Annotated in this window: 16 protein-coding genes; 3 read left to right on the forward strand and 13 right to left on the reverse strand. The window is 73.4% G+C overall.

Going from position 1 to position 17142, the window contains the following annotated elements; translation table 11 throughout:
* Positions 1-78: 78 nt before the first annotated feature.
* The 9 genes from cobT to VGJ14_04980 all read right to left on the reverse strand — a co-directional run bounded on the left by cobT (position 79) and on the right by VGJ14_04980 (position 11525).
* A complete protein-coding gene (cobT, locus tag VGJ14_04940) occupies positions 79-1866 on the reverse strand; it encodes a nicotinate-nucleotide--dimethylbenzimidazole phosphoribosyltransferase (protein ID HEY2831749.1) in 1788 nt (595 codons plus the stop codon).
* Between the two features lie 20 nt (positions 1867-1886).
* Positions 1887-2993 carry an Rv2231c family pyridoxal phosphate-dependent protein CobC gene (cobC, locus tag VGJ14_04945; GenBank protein ID HEY2831750.1) on the reverse strand — a complete coding sequence of 369 codons (1107 nt, stop codon included), beginning with the start codon at positions 2991-2993 and terminating at the stop codon, positions 1887-1889.
* Positions 2990-4444: a cobyrinate a,c-diamide synthase gene (locus tag VGJ14_04950; GenBank protein ID HEY2831751.1), complete on the reverse strand. Its 1455-nt coding sequence runs from the start codon at positions 4442-4444 to the stop codon at positions 2990-2992. The genes cobC and VGJ14_04950 overlap by 4 nt, the downstream gene beginning before the upstream one ends.
* 7 nt (positions 4445-4451) lie before the next feature.
* Positions 4452-5066 (reverse strand): cob(I)yrinic acid a,c-diamide adenosyltransferase, encoded by a 615-nt coding sequence (cobO, locus tag VGJ14_04955; GenBank protein HEY2831752.1) that lies wholly within the window; start codon positions 5064-5066, stop codon positions 4452-4454.
* The gene (locus VGJ14_04960; GenBank protein ID HEY2831753.1) at positions 5066-7060 is read right to left on the reverse strand and encodes a putative cobaltochelatase; all 1995 of its coding nucleotides are present in this window, start codon (positions 7058-7060) and stop codon (positions 5066-5068) included. The genes cobO and VGJ14_04960 overlap by 1 nt, the downstream gene beginning before the upstream one ends.
* A gap of 132 nt (positions 7061-7192) precedes the next feature.
* Positions 7193-7648 carry an Rrf2 family transcriptional regulator gene (locus tag VGJ14_04965; GenBank protein HEY2831754.1) on the reverse strand — a complete coding sequence of 152 codons (456 nt, stop codon included), beginning with the start codon at positions 7646-7648 and terminating at the stop codon, positions 7193-7195.
* A 161-nt stretch (positions 7649-7809) separates the two neighbouring features.
* Positions 7810-8979, reverse strand: coding sequence for a hypothetical protein (locus VGJ14_04970; GenBank protein HEY2831755.1), 1170 nt, complete (start codon positions 8977-8979; stop codon positions 7810-7812).
* A 108-nt stretch (positions 8980-9087) separates the two neighbouring features.
* On the reverse strand, positions 9088-10584 hold the full coding sequence (locus VGJ14_04975) for a cobyric acid synthase (protein HEY2831756.1): 1497 nt from the start codon (positions 10582-10584) through the stop codon (positions 9088-9090).
* Positions 10581-11525, reverse strand: a complete 945-nt coding sequence (locus VGJ14_04980; protein HEY2831757.1) for a cobalamin biosynthesis protein — start codon at positions 11523-11525, stop codon at positions 10581-10583. Before VGJ14_04980 ends, VGJ14_04975 begins: the two co-directional genes overlap by 4 nt.
* A gap of 37 nt (positions 11526-11562) precedes the next feature.
* Between VGJ14_04980 and arfB the strand changes: the two genes are divergently transcribed.
* Complete coding sequence (gene arfB, locus VGJ14_04985) at positions 11563-11985, forward strand: alternative ribosome rescue aminoacyl-tRNA hydrolase ArfB (GenBank protein ID HEY2831758.1); 423 nt, start codon at positions 11563-11565, stop codon at positions 11983-11985.
* Positions 11986-11992: 7 nt separating this feature from the next.
* Here arfB and VGJ14_04990 read toward each other — a convergent pair whose 3' ends face one another.
* Together VGJ14_04990 and VGJ14_04995 are read right to left on the reverse strand one after the other, a co-directional pair.
* The gene (locus VGJ14_04990) at positions 11993-12748 is read right to left on the reverse strand and encodes a sulfite exporter TauE/SafE family protein (GenBank protein ID HEY2831759.1); all 756 of its coding nucleotides are present in this window, start codon (positions 12746-12748) and stop codon (positions 11993-11995) included.
* Between the two features lie 10 nt (positions 12749-12758).
* The gene (locus VGJ14_04995; GenBank protein ID HEY2831760.1) at positions 12759-12995 is read right to left on the reverse strand and encodes a hypothetical protein; all 237 of its coding nucleotides are present in this window, start codon (positions 12993-12995) and stop codon (positions 12759-12761) included.
* A 161-nt stretch (positions 12996-13156) separates the two neighbouring features.
* Here VGJ14_04995 and VGJ14_05000 point away from each other — a divergent pair, with 161 nt between their 5' ends.
* Positions 13157-14158, forward strand: coding sequence for a transglycosylase family protein (locus tag VGJ14_05000; GenBank protein HEY2831761.1), 1002 nt, complete (start codon positions 13157-13159; stop codon positions 14156-14158).
* A gap of 18 nt (positions 14159-14176) precedes the next feature.
* Here the strand turns inward: VGJ14_05000 and VGJ14_05005 are convergent, their stop codons facing one another.
* Complete coding sequence (locus VGJ14_05005) at positions 14177-15004, reverse strand: ABC transporter ATP-binding protein (GenBank protein HEY2831762.1); 828 nt, start codon at positions 15002-15004, stop codon at positions 14177-14179.
* A gap of 115 nt (positions 15005-15119) precedes the next feature.
* Between VGJ14_05005 and VGJ14_05010 the strand changes: the two genes are divergently transcribed.
* Positions 15120-15896 (forward strand): hypothetical protein, encoded by a 777-nt coding sequence (locus VGJ14_05010; protein ID HEY2831763.1) that lies wholly within the window; start codon positions 15120-15122, stop codon positions 15894-15896.
* Positions 15897-15917: 21 nt separating this feature from the next.
* Here the strand turns inward: VGJ14_05010 and glgA are convergent, their stop codons facing one another.
* Positions 15918-17105 (reverse strand): glycogen synthase, encoded by a 1188-nt coding sequence (glgA, locus tag VGJ14_05015; protein HEY2831764.1) that lies wholly within the window; start codon positions 17103-17105, stop codon positions 15918-15920.
* Between the last annotated feature and the right edge of the window lie 37 nt (positions 17106-17142).

Here is a 17142-nt window from a genome sequence, read left to right on the forward strand (position 1 = left end):
CCCCCTCATCCCCGAGGTGTCCGCTGAACCGTGAGCTATAGCTCACGGTGGAGCGGACGCCTGCGACGTGGAGGGGCATTAGGGCTTCTCGGTGACGCCGGCCGAGTCGAACGTCGCGACCTCGGCCAGCGCCCGGGCAGCGGCCTGCACCATGGGTAGCGCCAGCAGCGCGCCGGTGCCCTCACCCAGGCGCAGGTCCAGCGACACCAACGGCCGCAGCCCGAGGTGCTCCAGCGCGTAGGCGTGCCCGGGCTCGGCGGAGCGGTGCCCGGCCAACCAGCCGTGGGTGGCATCCGGGGCCAGCGCCGCGGCCACCAGAGCGGCGGCACCGGCAATCACCCCGTCCAGCACGACCGGCACCCGCAGCGCCGCGGCGCCCAACAGGAAACCCGCCAGCGCCGCGTGTTCCAGCCCACCGACCGCGGCCAGCACGCCGATGGGGTCGGCCGAATCCGGGGCGTGGCGGTCCAACGCCTCCGCCACGATGGCGATCTTGTGCCGGTGCATGTCCTCATCGATGCCGGTGCCGTAGCCGGTGACCGCCGCAGGGGCCGCGCCGGTGAACACTGCGATCAGCGCCGCGGAGGCGGTGGTGTTGGCGATGCCCATGTCCCCGGTGAGCAGGCACCGGTTACCCGCTGCCACCAGATCCCGCGCGGTCTCGATACCCACCTCGAGCGCGGCGACAGCCTCGTCCCGGCTCATTGCCTGACCCTGCGTCAGGTCCGCGGTGCCCGGCCGGATTTTGCGCGGCAACAGGCCCGGCACCACCGCCAGGTCCGCGGCCACGCCCACGTCGACGACCACCACCTCGGCACCTACCTGCGCCGCGAATGCGTTCACCACCGCGCCGCCGGCCAGGAAGTTGGCCACCATCTGCGCGGTGACCTCCTGCGGCCACGGCGTGACGCCGCGGGCATGCACGCCGTGGTCGGCGGCGAACACCGCCACCGCGGCCGGTTCCGGCAGCGGCGCCGGGCAGCGCCCGGCCAGCCCGGCCAGCGCGGTGGCCACGTCCTCCAGCACGCCGAGGGAACCGCGCGGCTTGGTCATCCGGTCCTGCCGGTCCCGGGCCGCGGCGACGGCGGACGGGTCCGCGGGCGCGATCGCCGCGAGCGTTTCGGTGAGCAGATCCATCGGCGCCTCTCCCGGCACTCCGCGATGACCGAAAGTCTCCCAGTGCACCGCCCAGCCCAACGGTCGGCGTCGCGCCCAGCCCACGGTGGCCAACTCCGGCTGTTCGCCGAAGCCGTCCACGTAGCCGAGGCACAGGTAGGCGACCACGTCCAGATGCGCGGGCAACCCCAGCGTCGCCGCCGGCTCGTCGGGGGCGAAGAAGCTGACCCAACCGACGCCGAGCCCCTCGGCTCGCGCGGCCAACCAGAGGTTCTGAATCGCCGTGGCCACCGACGCCGCGGCTGTCTCGGGTTGGGTGTGCCTGCCCAGGGTGTGCCGGCCACCGCGGGTCGGGTCGCAGGTGACCACGATGCCGACCGGGGCCGCCTCGATCGCCTCCACCCGCAGCGGCGCGAACGCTTTCGCCCGCGCCGCCGGCAGTTCGGCCGCGTACCGGGCCCGCGCTTGTGTCGCCAGGACGGCCAGCCGCGCCCGGGTCTGCGGCGAACGGATCACCAGGAAGTCCCACGGCTGGCTGAACCCGACGCTCGGCGCCGCGTGCGCCGCCCCGAGCACCCGGGCCAACACCACGTCCGGCACCGGATCGGGCCGGAACCCGTTGCGCACATCCCGCCGCGCCTCGATCAGCGCGTAGATCGCGTCCCGGTCCGCCTCGGAGAAGCTGCCCTTCTCTCCCGAGTGTGTAGATGTGCAGCTTTTCTCGCCTGTTTCGGCTGCACCACTACACACTCGGGGTACTTGTGCATCCTTCATGCGGGGCCCCCGGAGACCATCGCCTCCAGTTGCACCGTGGCCAGGGCGGCGCAGAAGGCGTCGGTGGTGTGCGGGTCGCGCACCGCCAGCCGCAGCCAGTCCGGACCGAGACCGGGGAAGGAATCGCCGCGGCGGACGGCGAAGCCGCAATCGCGCAGTCGGCGCCGGATAGTGTCACCGTCGCGCACCCGGAGCAGCACAAACGGCGCGGAGGGCAGCCCGATTACCTCGACGCCGTCGAACGCGGCCAGGCACTCGAGCAGATAGGCGCGGTCCACAGTGACCCGGGCGGCCGCAACCTGCGCCTCGGCGACCGCGGCCGGCGAACTGCAGGCCACCGCCGCGGCCAACGCCGGGGTGCTCACCGACCAGTGCGGCTGCACCGCGGCCAGCGCGGTGATGATCTCCGGCGCGGCCAGCAGGTAGCCGACCCGCAACCCGGCCAGGCCCCACATCTTGGTCAGGCTGCGCACCACGATCAGGCCGGGGATCTCCGCGGCACCGGCCAAAGATTCCGTCTCGCCGGGTACGACGTCCATGAACGCCTCGTCGACCAGCAGCAGCCGACCCGGCCGGGCCAGGGCGGCCAGGGCACGGGCCGCGTGCAATGTCGAGGTGGGATTGGTGGGATTGCCCACCACCACCAGGTCGGCGGTGGGCGGCAGCGCGCCATCCGGCAACGCGAACCCGTCCACGGCCGAGAGCAGGACCCGGTCCACCGGATGCCCGGCGGTGCGCAGCACCAGCTCCGGCTCGGTGAACTGGGGGTGGATCACCACCGGGTGGCGGAACCGGAATGCCCGCGCGATCAAGGTGAAGGCCTCCGCGGCACCCGCGGTGATCAACACGTCGGTCGGGCGGCGGTGGTGCCGGGCGGCGACCGCCTCCCGCGCGGCATGTGGCCGCGGATATTCGGACAACCCGGTGAGGGTGTCCGCGAGCACCCGACGCAGCCAGGGCGGCGGCCCACCGGGTCGCACATTGACCGCCAGATCCACCAGTCCCGGCGCGAGCTCGTCGTCACCGTGGTGACGCAGGTTCAGACCGGCCGGGTCCGCCGGACCGCGACGCACGGTCGGCGAGGACGGCGTCGCATCCCTCATTGCGGCGACCGCGAGCGCGCGGCCGGATCCACGCGCCGCGCGGCGGCCACGATGCGCCGCGCGATGCGTGGGCGACCGGCCCAGTGCAGGTGCAGGTACGAGGCGTGCACATTGCCCACCACGTGGCCTTCCGCCCCGGCCGGTACCGCGCCCGGCACATCCGGGTCGGCCGCGGCCAACTGCCACGCGGGCGACGCACCGGCGGTGGGCAGACACCGGGTGCGGTGGAACTCGTGGCCGCGCAGCGTCTGGCCGGCCGCGCAGAGCACGGAATCGGTGGCCGCCACGGCGCGGCGGTAGCCCAACGTCAGTTTCCCGGTCATCTCGGCCTCGACGTCGAGCACACCGCACATCGGCGCGCCGTCCAGGCTCTCCGCCAGGTAGAGCAGCCCGGCGCACTCCGCGAGCACCACACCCCCGGACGCGGCCAGGTCCGCGATGTCCTGGCGGAGTTTTTCGTTGTCGGACAGGGCTTTCGCGTACATCTCGGGGAAGCCGCCGCCAATCACCACACCCACCGTGCCGGGCGGCAGCGCCTCGTCCCGGCAGGGGTCGAAGGTGACCACCTCGGCGCCGGCCGCGGCCAATAACTCGACGTGCTCGTGATAGCTGAAGGTGAAGGCGGGCCCACCGGCGACCGCGATGCGTGGCCGGGCGCTGTGGTACCCGCGGGGCAGCGGGCCGACCTCCAGGTGCGGGTCCCAGGGCCGCGCGGACAACCGCGGGGCGCCCGCGGCCAGGGCCAACACCGCATCGATGTCCACCCCACGGGCGACCACCTCGCCCGCCGCGGCCACCGCCGCCTCGGCATCGGCCGAACGCTCGGCCACCGGCACCAGGCCCAGGTGCCGGGACGGCACCGCGACCCGGTCGTCGCGGCGCAGCACGCCGAGCACCGGCATCTTCAGCGACGCCAGGGCATCCCGCAGCAGATGCTCGTGCCGGTCGGAGGCAACCCGGTTGAGCACCACACCGCCGATGCGCACCCGCGGGTCGTAGGAGGCGAACCCGTGTACCAGGGCGGCCACCGACCGGGACTGCGACGCGGCGTCCACGACCAGCAGCACCGGGGCGTTGAGCAGCCGGGCGACGTGCGCGGTCGAGGCAAAGTCATCGACGCCCGCAGCACCCCCGCCCACCCCGTCGAACAACCCCATCACGCCCTCGATCACCGCAACCTGCGCGGTGGCCGAGCCGTGCAGGAACAGCGCGGGGATGGCGCGCTCGCTGGTCAGCCAGGCGTCGAGGTTGCGCGCCGGACGACCCGCGGCCAGCCCGAGATAACCGGGGTCGATGTAATCCGGGCCGACCTTGTGCGCCGAGACGGCGAACCCGCGGGCGCGGATCGCGGCGACCAGACCGGTGGCCACCGTGGTCTTGCCCTGCCCACTGGCGGGCGCGGCCACCACCACCCGTGGAGCGCCGCCCGGCGCCGGGACCAGGATTGTCATCGCTGCCTCACCATTCGATGCCTCGCTGGCCCTTGCGCCCGACGTCCATCGGGTGCTTCACCTTCGTCATCTCGGTGACCAGGTCGGCCGCGTTGACCAGGTCCGGGTGCGCGTTGCGCCCGGTGATCACCACGTGTTGGCGGCCCGGCCGGTCGCGCAGGGTCGCGACCACGTCCGCCACGTCCACCCAACCCCACTTCATCGGATAGGTGAACTCATCGAGCACGTACAGTTCGTGCGCCTGCGCGGCCAGCCGCCGTTTGATCTCCGCCCAGCCCTCGGCGGCGTCCGCGGCGTGGTCGGCCTCGCTGCCCTCGCGGCGCGACCAGGACCATCCGGCGCCCATCTTGTGCCACTGGACCGGACCGCCCTCGCCGGTCTGCTCGTGCAGCCGGCCCAGCGCGGTGAGTGCACCCTCCTCGCCGACCTTCCAGCGGGCGCTCTTCACGAACTGGAAAACGCCGATCGACCAGCCGGCGTTCCAGGCGCGCAGCGCCAAGCCGAACGCGGCGGTGGATTTCCCCTTGTTCTCCCCGGTGTGCACGATCAACAAGGGCTGCTCGCGCCGCTGACGGGTCGTCAGACCGTCGTCGGGGATGACCACCGGGGTGCCCTGTGGCATCAGGCCACCACCCCTCGACGATCTCCACGCAGGTCCGCGACCAGGCTCCGCAGGCCGTCGGCGGCCAGCTCGTCCAGGCGCACCAGGGTGGCGTCGAGTTCGGTGGCGATCGCAGCGGCCAGGCCGAGTCGCACCGGTCCGGACTCGCAGTCCACCACCACCGCGGCCACGTCGTCGATCGCCAACCCCGCGGCGGCTCGCTGCGCGGCGCGCACCGGGTCCGGGCCGACGTTGCCCCGCCCGTCGGAGAGCAGCACCAGCAGCGGCGCCCGCGACGGGTCCCGGCGACGTTCCACCTCGAGCACCTGACGAGCCGTCAGCAGCCCGGCGGCCAAGGGGGTTCGCCCACCCGAGGGCAGCGAGCGCAGCCGCGCCGCACCGGCCTCCACCGACGAGGTGGGCGGCAGGGTGACGGTGGCGCCGGTACCGCGGAAGGTGACCAGCCCGACCTTGTCCCGGCGCTGGTAGGCGTCCAGCAGCAGGGAGAGCACCGCAGCCTTCACCGCGGACATCCGGGCCCGCGCGCCCATCGACCCCGACGCGTCCACGCAGAACAGCACCAGGTTGCCCACCCGACCCTCGCGGCGGGCCTCGCGCAGATCGCCGGCGCGCAACCGCAGTGGGGTGCCCGCCGCCCGGCCACGTTCACGTTGGTGCAGGGCCGCAGCCCGCACGGTGGCGGCCAGATGCAACCCGGCCGCATCCACCGGGCCGACCGGTCGCCGATCTCCGACGGTGCGCCCGAGCGTGGTCGGACCCGGCGAACGACGGCCGGGCGGACCCGGCGTGCCGCGCCGGGTGGCCAGCAGCCGCGGGCGGAACGGCGCCCCGACCGGCGCCACGTCCTCCGGCGCCGGGCCGGAGCTGCCCGTCTGCTCGCCGGGACCCGCGCCATCGGCGCCGTCCGCGGGCGGCGGGGGGGCACCGCCGCCGTCGGGATCCGGATCCGGGGGTGGCGGATCGCCCAGCGCCTCGTCCAGGCGCTCGGAGTCCACACCGGGGGCGTCGAACGGGTCGCGGCGACGCCGGTGCGGCAACGCCAGCGCCGCGGCGGCCCGTACATCGTCCACGGTCACCGCGGCGCGGCCGTGCCAGGCGGCGTGCGCCCGCGCCGCCCGGGCGGTGACCAGGTCGGCCCGCATGCCGTCCACGTCGAACGCCGCGCACACCCGGGCAATGCGCTCCAGCTCCTCATCGGGCAACTCGACCGCGCCCACCAGCGCCCGGGCCCGCTCGATGCGTGCCGCGAACGCGGCGTCCTCAGCGGCCCAGGCGGCGGCGAAACCCGCCGGGTCGGCCTCGGCGGCCAACCCGCGACGAACCACCTCGGCGCGCACGGCCGGGTCCCGGCTGGCCGCGACCTGCACGGTCAACCCGAAACGGTCGAGCAGTTGCGGGCGCAGCTCCCCCTCCTCCGGGTTCATGGTCCCCACCAAGAGGAAACGCGCGGCGTGCGAGACGGACACGCCCTCACGCTCCACGTGCGCGCGGCCCATCGCGGCGGCGTCCAGCAACACGTCCACCAGGTGGTCGTGCAGCAGGTTCACCTCGTCGACGTAGAGCACGCCGCGGTGCGCGTCGGCCAACAGGCCCGGCGAGAACGCGCTCTCCCCCGCGGCCAGCGCGCGCTCCAGGTCAAGCGCGCCGACGACCCGGTCCTCGGCGGCGCCCACCGGCAGCTCCACCAACCGGGCGCGGCGCTCGACGGCGTCCGCGACGGCCGGGTGCGGGCCGTCGGGGCAGGTCGGATCGGGGGTGTCGGGGTCACAGGCGAAGCGGCAGTCGGCCACCACCGCCACCGTCGGCAGCAGCGCGGCCAGCGCCCGGACCGCGGTGGATTTCGCGGTGCCCTTCTCCCCGCGGACCAACACCCCGCCGATGCCCGGCGCCACCGCGTTCAGGGCCAGCGCGAGCTTGAGGTCGTCCATGCCGACCACCGCGGAGAACGGGAACCCGCTGGTCGCCACCCGCGCCGGGGAGATCTCAACACCCAACGCGACCGCTCCCGTCCGTACCCGCCACCACCGGCGGCGGCCCCCAGGCTTTCACACCCCCTGGGTGCCGAATCCGGCGCGAGACCTCAGCGCCACGTCCGTCAGGGGATCCCGCCGCAGCGTGCGCCATGGTCAGCGGCGATGCCACGCTCCCGCGTCGCGGGTCAGCTCGGTGGCGGTATCCGGCAGCGTCTTGGCCACCAGGTGCGCGATGGTGATCTGCTCCAGCACCTGGCGCAGGCCCACCCGCACCGCGATCCAGACCTGCTGCAGGGACTCCGCCGAGCCGGTGTAGCTGACGTCCTCCGGCGGCAGGCCGTGCACCCGCACCAGCGGGCCGTCCACCGCCCGGATCACGTCGGCAATTGAGACCGCGCCGGGGTCGGTGAGCAGCACCCAGCCACCGGCCTGCCCGCGTTGGCTGGCCAGGATCCCGGCCCGGCGCAGATCGGCGAGCACGGAGAGCAGGAAGTCGCGCGGGATGTCCTGCGCGGCGGAAATGGCCTCGGCCGAGCGCGGGCCGCCGGGGGACGCCGCGATCTCGATCAGGGCGCGCACGGCGTAGTCCACCTTCGCCGAGATCTTCACCTGAGCCCTCTCACCACGGAGAAAGTATCCCCCCGCTGTGCGCCGAGTGTGCAGCTAAGCATGCAGTACCGGCCGGTATGGGTGCTCAACTTCAGACTCGCGCAGACGTGCGCACCCCCGGACTGGATGTCCGGGGGTGCGCAGAGCCGTGCTGTGGTTTGTCAGCCGCCGCCGCCGCCGCCACCGCCGCCGCCGTCACCGCCGCCGGACCATTTGCCGCCCCAGTCACCCGGGTCGTCCCAGTCGCCGCGGTGGCTGCGCTGGCCTTTGTGGCCCTTGCCCCGGTCGCCGCGGTCGCCGCGGTCGGAGTAGTCGCCGTGGCGCTTGTGGTGCCCGGAGTGCCGGCCACGCCGCTCGTCCGGCATCTGCGGGGTCAGCTGACCCGCCGCATGTGACGGGTCCACGTTGAACGGGCCCGAGTCGTTGCCGTCCTGATCGCCGCGGCCGTTGTCGCGGTTGCTGTTGTCGTCGGACTGACCACTGCGGCCGTTGCCGTTGTTGTTGTCGTCCGACTGACCATTGCGGTGGTTGTCGTTGTTGTTGTCCGACTGATCGTCGTTGCCGTTGTCGCCCCGACCGTTGTTGTCGTCGTTGCTCGGCTTGCTCTGCGACTGCCGGTTGTCGCCGTGGTTGTTGCCGTCCTGCGACTGGTTGTTGGCACCCTGCTGGCCGTTGTCCGGCGTGCTCTTGTCGCCCTGCTGGGACTGCGTCGGCGTCTGCTCGGTCGCCGCCGGGCTCTGCTGCTGCTGGTCGCCCTGCTGGTTGTCGCCCTGCCGGTTGTTGCCCTGCTGCTGCGCGTTGCCCTGCTGGTTGTTGCCCTGCTGTGGGTTGCCCTGCTGCTGTCCGGCGCCCTTCTCCGGGCCGGGCTGGTTCTGGTCGCCCTGCTGGTGGGTGATCGAACTCGGGTCGAAGCCCGCAATCGTCGGCGGCGCCTCGGCGCCCGGTTGGTCGCCGGCCTGCTGAGCGCCGCCCTGCTGAGCGCCGCCCTGGTCGCCACCCTGCTGGTCGCCGCCCTGATCGCCCTGACCGGACGGCAGCAGGCCGGTGTCAGCCAGCGGGTTGTCGCTCTGACTCCCCTGACCCTGGTCCCCCTGGCCGGACGGGTCCAGGCCGGTACCCGGGAACGGACTGTCGGTCGGCCCCTGGGGCTGGCTCTGGTCGCCAGTGCCCTGCGGTGGGACCGCGACGGGTGGCACTGACGGCGAGGGCACGTTCCCGGCCTGCGCCAGCGGTGCTTCGCTGTGCACGCCCTGCGCGCCCGCCAGCGACGGCGCGGCCGCCAGCACCAGACCGGCTCCCATCGCCATCCAGAGGCGGCGTGTTTTGAACATGTCCCCATCCCCTCGTCCCGAGGCGGGGTCGAACCTCCCCACCCAGTGGTGCACAAGTGAAGCCCATATACCACTGAGATTCGTGATGAAACGCCGGTGGGTCGTTCACTACTCCTGAAGGCGGACGACCAGCGTGGGCAGGTCGCCCGGCACACCGCGGGCCAGCAGCGCGTCCAGCGCGGCCGTGTCCAGGTGCTCGGTGACCAGGTCGGCCAGGGCATCCAGGCGGGCCTCGCGGACCGCGGCAAAGGCCACCGGCGCCCCCAGCCGGTACGAGCGCCCGGCCAGCGCCGCGACCTCGGAGAGGAACGCCCGCCGGAAGCCGTCGGACTCCAGCAGGCCGTGCCAGGTGGTGCCGCAGACCGGGCCGGCGCGGGTGCCGCCGGGGAAATCCGCACTGCCGGGGTTCGCGGTGACCACGCCATGGTGGATCTCGTAACCGGCTACCGGGTGACCGTCGGCCCTTCCGGCAACGCGGCGAACCACCTTGTCCGGCCCGAAGCGCACCGTGCACGGCAGCAGCCCCAGGCCGGCGACCTCGCCGGCGCGGGACTCCACGTCGTCGATGATGCTGCGCGCCAGCATCTGGTAGCCACCGCAGATGCCGAGCACCGGACGACCGGCAGCGGCGTGCGCGCTCACCGCCGCGGCCAGGCCGCGCTCGTGCAACCAGGTCAGGTCGGCCACCGTGGCCTTGCTCCCCGGCAGGATGACCAAGTCGGCGTCCACCAGATCGGCCGGGTCGTCGACCCAACCGACGCACACACCCGGTTCGGCGGCCAACGGGTCGGCGTCGGTGAGATTGGAGATGCGGGGCAGCCGCACCACCGCCACCCGCAGCTCATCCGGCCCGCCCGCGGCCGGGCCGGGACGGCCGCGGGCATCCAGCGCGAGGGAGTCCTCCACGTCCATCCACAGGTCCGACCGCCAGGGAAGCACGCCGTACACCTGACGTCCGGTCATCTGCTGCAGGCCGGTCAGGCCCGGCGCGAGCAGCGCCGGGTCGCCGCGGAACTTGTTCACCACGAAGCCGGCGATCAGTGCCTGGTCGGCGGGTTCGAGCACGGCCAGCGTGCCGAACATGGCGGCCAGCACGCCGCCGCGGTCGATGTCGCCGACCACGATCGTGGGCAGGCCGGCCGCGCGGGCCAGGCCCATGTTCGCGATGTCGTCGGCGCGCAGGTTGATCTCCGCCGGGCTGCCCGCGCCCTCGCAGATCACCACGTCGAACCGGGCGCGCAGCTCCGCCAGCGCCTCCTGCACCGCGTCGAACAGTTGCGGTTTGAGCTCGCGATAAGTCATCGCGGTGACGTTGCCGATGGCTTTTCCGCGCAGCACCACCTGCGAGCTGCGGTCGGAATTCGGCTTGAGCAGTACCGGGTTCAGCGCGGTTTCCAGGTCGATGCCGGCCGCGGCGGCCTGCATGGCCTGCGCCCGGCCGATCTCCCCGCCGTCGGCGGTGACCGCGGAGTTGTTCGACATGTTCTGTGCTTTGAACGGGGCCACGCTGATGCCGCGCCGGTGCAGCCACCGGCACAACCCGGCGACCAGCACGCTCTTACCGGCGTCCGAGGACGTGCCGGCTACCAGCAACCCGCCACTCATGCCCGCGCTCCGGCAGCCACTACGGCCAGGCCCGCGGCGGCGGCCCCGACCAGCCGGGACAGCCGCACCGCCCGACCGATGTCGGCGGGCTGCGGCGCCCGTCCGGATGCGTTGAGCAGCGGGCGGTCCTCGACGTAGCCGGGATAGCTGTTGCTGCCGCCCAACCGCACACCCAGCGCGCCCGCCGCTGCTGCCTCGCACCAGCCGGCGTTCGGGCTGGGGTGGGCGCCGCGGTCGGCCCGCAGTACTGCCACCGTCGCTGCCGGGGCACCGCCAACCCCCGGCGCGAGAGCGACGGTCAGCAGGCCGGTAAGTCGAGCGGGCAGCAGGTTCGCGACGTCGTCCAGCCGGGCGGCCGCGGTGCCGAACCGGCGATAGCGCTCGTCGCGGTAGCCGACCATGGCGTCCAAGGTGTTCACCGCTCGATAGCCCAGCAGGCCAGGCACCCCGGCCAACGCGCCCCAGCACAACGGCGCGACCACCGCGTCGCCGGTGTTCTCCGCCACCGACTCCACGGTGGCCCGGGCGAGCTCGGGTGCGCCCAGCCCGTCCGGGTTGCGGGCGCACAGATGCGAGAGCCGGGCCCGAGCGGCGGGCAGGTCGTCGCGGTCCAGGGCCGCGGCCATCGCGACGCCCTGCCGGGCCAGCGAGGTCCCGCCCAGCACCGTCCAGGTGGCCAGCGCGGTGCCGGCCATCCGGGCCAGCGGTCGGCCCGCGGTCACCCGTTCCACCGCGATCCCGAGCACCACCGGTCCGGCCACGGCCAGCGAGGTGTAGCCGAGTCCGGCGGCCCGGGAGTCCCGCCGACAGCGACGCTCCAGCCCGCCCGCCAGCCGACCGAATCCGGCCACCGGGTGCCCGCGCCGCGGGTCGGCGAACACCGCGTCGAGCAGGCAACCGACGGCCAACCCCAGCGCACGCGCCTTACTCCCCCGCGTCACCGGTCCCTCCAACCTCCGCGCCGGCATGCTGGCCCGCATGGCCGAGCCGATTCTGGTGGGATCCGTGATCATCCCCGAGGCCGACCTGAGTTGGCGATTCTCCCGGGCCTCCGGACCGGGTGGGCAGAGCGTCAACACCACCGACTCCCGGGTGGAGTTGGTCTTCGACCTGGCGGGCAGCACGGCGTTCTCGCCGACGCTGCACCGGCGCGCGCTGGCGCGCCTGGCCGATCGTTTGGTGGACGGCGCCGTGGTGGTGGTCGCCTCCGAGCATCGGTCCCAGTTGCGCAACCGGGACACGGCCCGGGAACGGCTGGCCGAGCTGCTCGCCGAGGCCACCGCGCCGCCGCCGAGGCCACGCCGGCCGACCAAACCCAGCGCCTCGGCCAAGGCACGCCGGCTGGACGAGAAATCACGGCGTGGCCAGGTCAAGCGGCTGCGCCGCGACGTCGACGACTGACGCGACGTCAGGCCACCAGGCGGGCGATGGCGATCACGCCGATGGCGACGATGATCGCGCGCAACGCGGCGGGCGACAGGCGCCGTGCGTAGCGGCCACCGAGGAAGCCGCCGATCATCGACCCGACGGCGATCAGTCCGGCCACCGTCCAATCGATGTGATGCACCGTCACGAACAGCAGGGCGGCGGTGAGGTTGGCGGTCAGCGCGAGCGCGTTCTTCAACGCATTGAGGTGCTGCATATCCGCACGCAGCATGGTGCTGAGCACGCCGATGAGCATGATGCCCTGCGCAGCCCCGAAGTAGCCGCCGTAGACGCCGACGGCAAACACCGCGGCCATCATCAGCCACGTGCGGTCGCGCGGCTCGTCCTGCGCCTGCCGGGTCGACAGCAGTTTGCTCAGCTGCGGCTGCACCAACACCAGCAGCAGAGCGCTGCCGATGAGGAACGGCACGATCGCCTTGAACGCGCTGGCCGGCGCGGTGAGCAGCAGTACGCCGCCGAGGATCGCACCGAGCACGGAGACCGGGACGAACTGGATCAGCCGATGGCGCAGCGCCCGCAGTTCCGGCCCGTAGGCCCACAGCGCGGCCGCGGAGCCGGGCACCAGGCCGACGGTGTTGGAGACGTTGGCCAACAGCGGCTGGTAGCCGATGGCCACCAACGTCGGGAAGGTGACCAGGGTCCCCGACCCGGCCACCGCGTTGATCGCGCCCGCCGCCAACCCGGCGGCCAGCACCGCGGGCACATGCCAGGCGATCACCGGCCGCGACTCACCCGGAGCCCGCGCGCAACCGGCTGAGCAGCACCGGTCGCAACAGCAGGGTGCCCATCACAGCCATCGCGGTGAACGCCACCACCTGCAGTCCGAACCCGGCGTCGGTGCGAGCGGCAATCAACGACGGCACCAGCGCGGCGCCACCGAAGGTGGCGAACACCAGGTCTTGGCGCACCGCCTCAATCAGCGCCAACGCGGCCAGCGCGATCAACCACCACGCCCAGGGGTCCACCCGTCCATCGTAGGGACCCCGGTTCGCGGGCCGAGTGAGGCCGCACGGGTGACGTTTCCGCCCGTTTCGCGCCCGTTCGGGTCAGCGCGTTGGCCGGTGGCCGAGGGCCGCGCCGAGCATCGAAAGCACCAACTGTCCCGTCCGCACCGGGGGTGCGGCGGATGGCGACGGAGGTGCACTTCTTGGTGGGCCGGGGTACGCGGACCGCGGGGCGCAGCCGCATGGCGGTCGGCCTGCTGGGCGTCGGCGCGCTGCTGGGCGGCGCGGCGCTGGTGCTGGCGCCCGCGGATGCGGCCACCACGCTCACCTGGGACCGGTTGGCGCGCTGCGAGAGCGGCGGGGACTGGGCGTCCAACACCGGCAACGGCTATTACGGCGGGCTGCAGTTCGCTCCGGGCACCTGGCGCGCCTTCGGCGGGCGGCAGTTCGCCCGGCGCGCGGACCTGGCCACCCGACCACAGCAGATCGCGGTCGCCGAGCGGGTGCTGGCCGAGCAGGGCTGGCACGCGTGGCCCGCCTGCTCGCAACGCCTCAACCTGACCCCCGCCGACGCGTTCGGCACGCCGGACGTGCTGCTGCCCACGCCTGCCCCGACGCCGACGCCGACGCCCACGCCCGCCCCGGTGCCGACGTCGCCGGCCCGCCCGACGCCCGTGCCCGTCCCGACCCAGCCCGCGCCGACGCCCGGCGGGACCCCGCCGGCACCGACCGCCACACCCGGCGCGACCCCGCCGGCATCGCCGGCACCTGCGCCGACGTCCGCACCGCCGGCGAACCCGGCGGCTGCGCCGAGTGTTCCGTCGCCGTCCACCGCTGCGTCCCCGACGGCTTCAGCGAGCGCTGCCCCGTCGGCCGTCCCCACATCGCCGGCCCCGACCGGCAGCCCCGTGCCGGTACCCGCGTCCGGGCAGAGCACGCTGGTGCTCAAGCCGCACGCGCACGTGCCCGCGCCCAAGCCGCCGACGGCCGCGAAGCCTAAGGCCAAGCCGCACCGGGCGAAGCGTTCGGCCGCACACGGGGTGCACGTGGTCCGTCGCGGCGAGACGTTGACCGGCATCGCCGCCCAGCACCACACCACTGCGCAGAAGCTGCACCGGGACAACCGCCGGGCGATCGGGCGTAACCCGGACCACCTCGAGCCCGGCACGCGCCTGCGCTACTGAGGCGTTGCGAGGTGGCGGCTACGCCAATCGGGCGGCGAACCGGGCGCCGTCGCGGCTGAGCACCAGGGGCACGCCGAAGCACGCGGTCAGGTTCGCCTCGGTCAAGGTGGTGAACAACTCCCCGGAGGCGACCACCCGGCCGTCGCGGAGCATCAGCACGTGCGTGATACCCGGCGGGATCTCCTCGACGTGGTGGGTCACCATGATCATCGTCGGGGCGAACGAGTCGCGGGCCAGCCGGGAGAGCCGCCGCACCAGGTCCTCGCGTCCGCCCAGGTCCAGCCCGGCGGCAGGCTCGTCGAGCAGCAGCAGTTCCGGGTCGGCCATCAAGGCCCGGGCGATCTGCACGCGCTTGCGTTCACCCTCGGACAGCGTGCCGAACGTCCGGTTGAGGTACTCGCTCATGCCGAGTACCCGCAGCAATAACTCGGCCCGCTCCACGTCGACCTGCGCGTAGTTCTCCCGGAACCGACCGACCACCGCGTAGGCCGCGGTGAGCACCACGTCGCGGACCTTCTCGTTGCGCGGCAGGCGATCCGCGAGCGCCGCGCTGGCCAGGCCGACCCGCGGCCGTAGCTCGAACACATCGGTCTCGCCGAGCACCTCGCCGAGGATGGCCGCCCAACCAGAGGTCGGGTGCAGATGGCCGGCGACGATCTGCAACAGCGTGGTCTTGCCCGCGCCGTTGGGGCCGAGCACCACCCAGCGCTCCCCGGCCCACACCTGCAGGTGAATGTCGTCCAGCAAGCGGGCGCCGTCCCGGACGACGCAGATCTCGGCCAGGTCGAGGACCAGGTCCGGTGCGGTGGTGGGGCCGTCGACGGGCGCGTGGTGGGGCGTGGTCATCGCCGTCAACCTAGCCTGTCGACGGCTGCGAACATGCCGCCGACCGGCGCCCGACGCGCCCGCCATTGCGCGGGAGTTGCTCGCCCGGCGGCCTTCGCGGCTTACCCTGGCGCTCGTGGATCCATCACGTTGCGGCCGTTTGGTCGCCTGGGGCAACGCGGTGCTGGCCGGCCTGATCAGTCCGGACACCGCTGCCGATCAGGTGGCCGGCGCTGATGCCTGCCATCGGGTGAGTGGCCCGGATCGGGCCGAGACCACGCTGCCCGTGGTGCTGGCCGGATTGCGCTCGGCCGGCGTGCGCGGACTACTGCTGGTGCTGCCGGTGCCCGGCGATCCTTCCGGGCTGCCGGGGCCGGCCGGCTTCAACAACCGGGCGTTGGAGGCCGGGCAGGCGGTACTCACCGTCGGCGGCAATCCGCAAGGGCTCGTCCCCAGCGTCGACCCGGTCGACCCGGACGGCCCGCCGGGCATCGTGGTGCGCTGGCACGTCGAGGGAGTGCTGACCCGGGCCGGGTACCACCTGCCGTCGCTGGCCGAGGCCGAGCGGGAACTGTCGGAGACGTTACGGGAGGTCACCGTCGCGCTGTCCGAACTGGACCTGGCCCGGTGGCGCCCCCAATTGGCGGAGGCGCTGAGCGAGATCCGCTCCGGAACCGGCGCCCCCGGCCTGGCGCCGGGCTACCCGGGCCGCGCGCACCGGGTGCTGGCCTCCGCGCAACGCCTGGCCGCGATCGCCGATCTGGTGCGCGCCGACCCGGCCGGCGCCGCCGCCGCGGGCAGCACCTCCACCCGCGATGCCCTGCTCCGCCCCCTGGCCACCGCCGCCCGCCGGGCCACCGTCGCCGCCTTCAACTCCGTCGCCGAACCCCACATCGCGGCGGCCTCCTCGTAGCGCATGACATGCGCAACGGTTTCAGCGCTGGGCGAGGGAGGCGTACAGCTGCGCGGTGCGGGAGGCGATTTCGGGCCAGGAGAACTGGGTGACGGCGCGTTCGCGGCCGGCTTTGCCCATGGCGGCGGCGCGGGAGGGGTCGCGCAGCACGGTGTTGACGGCGGCGGCGAAATCGGTGGCGAAGCCGTCGGGGTCCCGCGGGATGCCGGTGCCATCGTCCAGCTGATCGATCGCCACCAGCAGTCCGGTCTCGCCGTCGGCGACGACCTCGGGGATGCCGCCGGTGGCGGTGGCGACCACAGCGGTCTCGCAGGCCATCGCCTCGAGGTTGACGATGCCCATCGGCTCATACACCGAGGGGCAGACGAACACCGTGGCGTGGCTGAGGATCTGCACGACGTCGGGCCGCGGTAGGGATTCGGAGATCCAGATCACCCCGTCGCGTTCGGCCCGCAAGATGTTCACCAGGTCGGTGACCTCGGTGAGGATCTCTTTGGTGTCCGGCGCGCCCGCGCACAGCACGATCTGGGCGTCGGAGTCGAAGGATTGGGCCGCGTGCAGCAGGTAAGGCAGACCCTTCTGCCGGGTGATCCGACCGACGAACACCACCGTGGGCCGCTCCGGGTCCACCTGGTGACGCAGCATCAGATCGGTGCCCGGGTCGGGTGCGTACTGGTCGGTGTCGATGCCGTTGTGAATCACCGATACCTTCGCCGGGTTCACGTTCGGGTAGCAGCGCAACACGTCGGCGCGCATGCCGGCGGAGACGGCGATCACCGCGTCGGCGGCCTCCACCGCGGTCCGCTCCGCCCACGAGGACAGCGCGTACCCGCCGCCGAGTTGCTCGGCCTTCCACGGCCGCAGCGGCTCCAGCGAGTGGGTGGTCATCACGTGCGGCATGCCGTGCAGCAACTTCGCGGTGTGCCCGGCCATGTTCGCGTACCAGGTGTGACTGTGCACCAGATCCGCGCCCGCGGCTCCTGCGGCCATCTGCAGATCGACACCCAACACGCCCAACGCCGCGTTCGCGTCGGCCAGTTCTGACGGTACGTCGTAGGCCTGCACGCCCGCCTCGGACCGTGGCGCACCGAAACAGTGCACCCGCACGTCGAGCAGGTGGCGCAGCTCGCGGGCGAGGTACTCCACGTGCACGCCGGCCCCGCCGTACACCTCGGGCGGGTACTCGCGGCTGAACAGGTCGACGCGCATGGGGCGGAGGCTACCCCCGCGCCCCACGTCCACCCAC

This window comes from Sporichthyaceae bacterium, assembly GCA_036493475.1.
Classification (GTDB): domain Bacteria; phylum Actinomycetota; class Actinomycetes; order Sporichthyales; family Sporichthyaceae; genus DASQPJ01.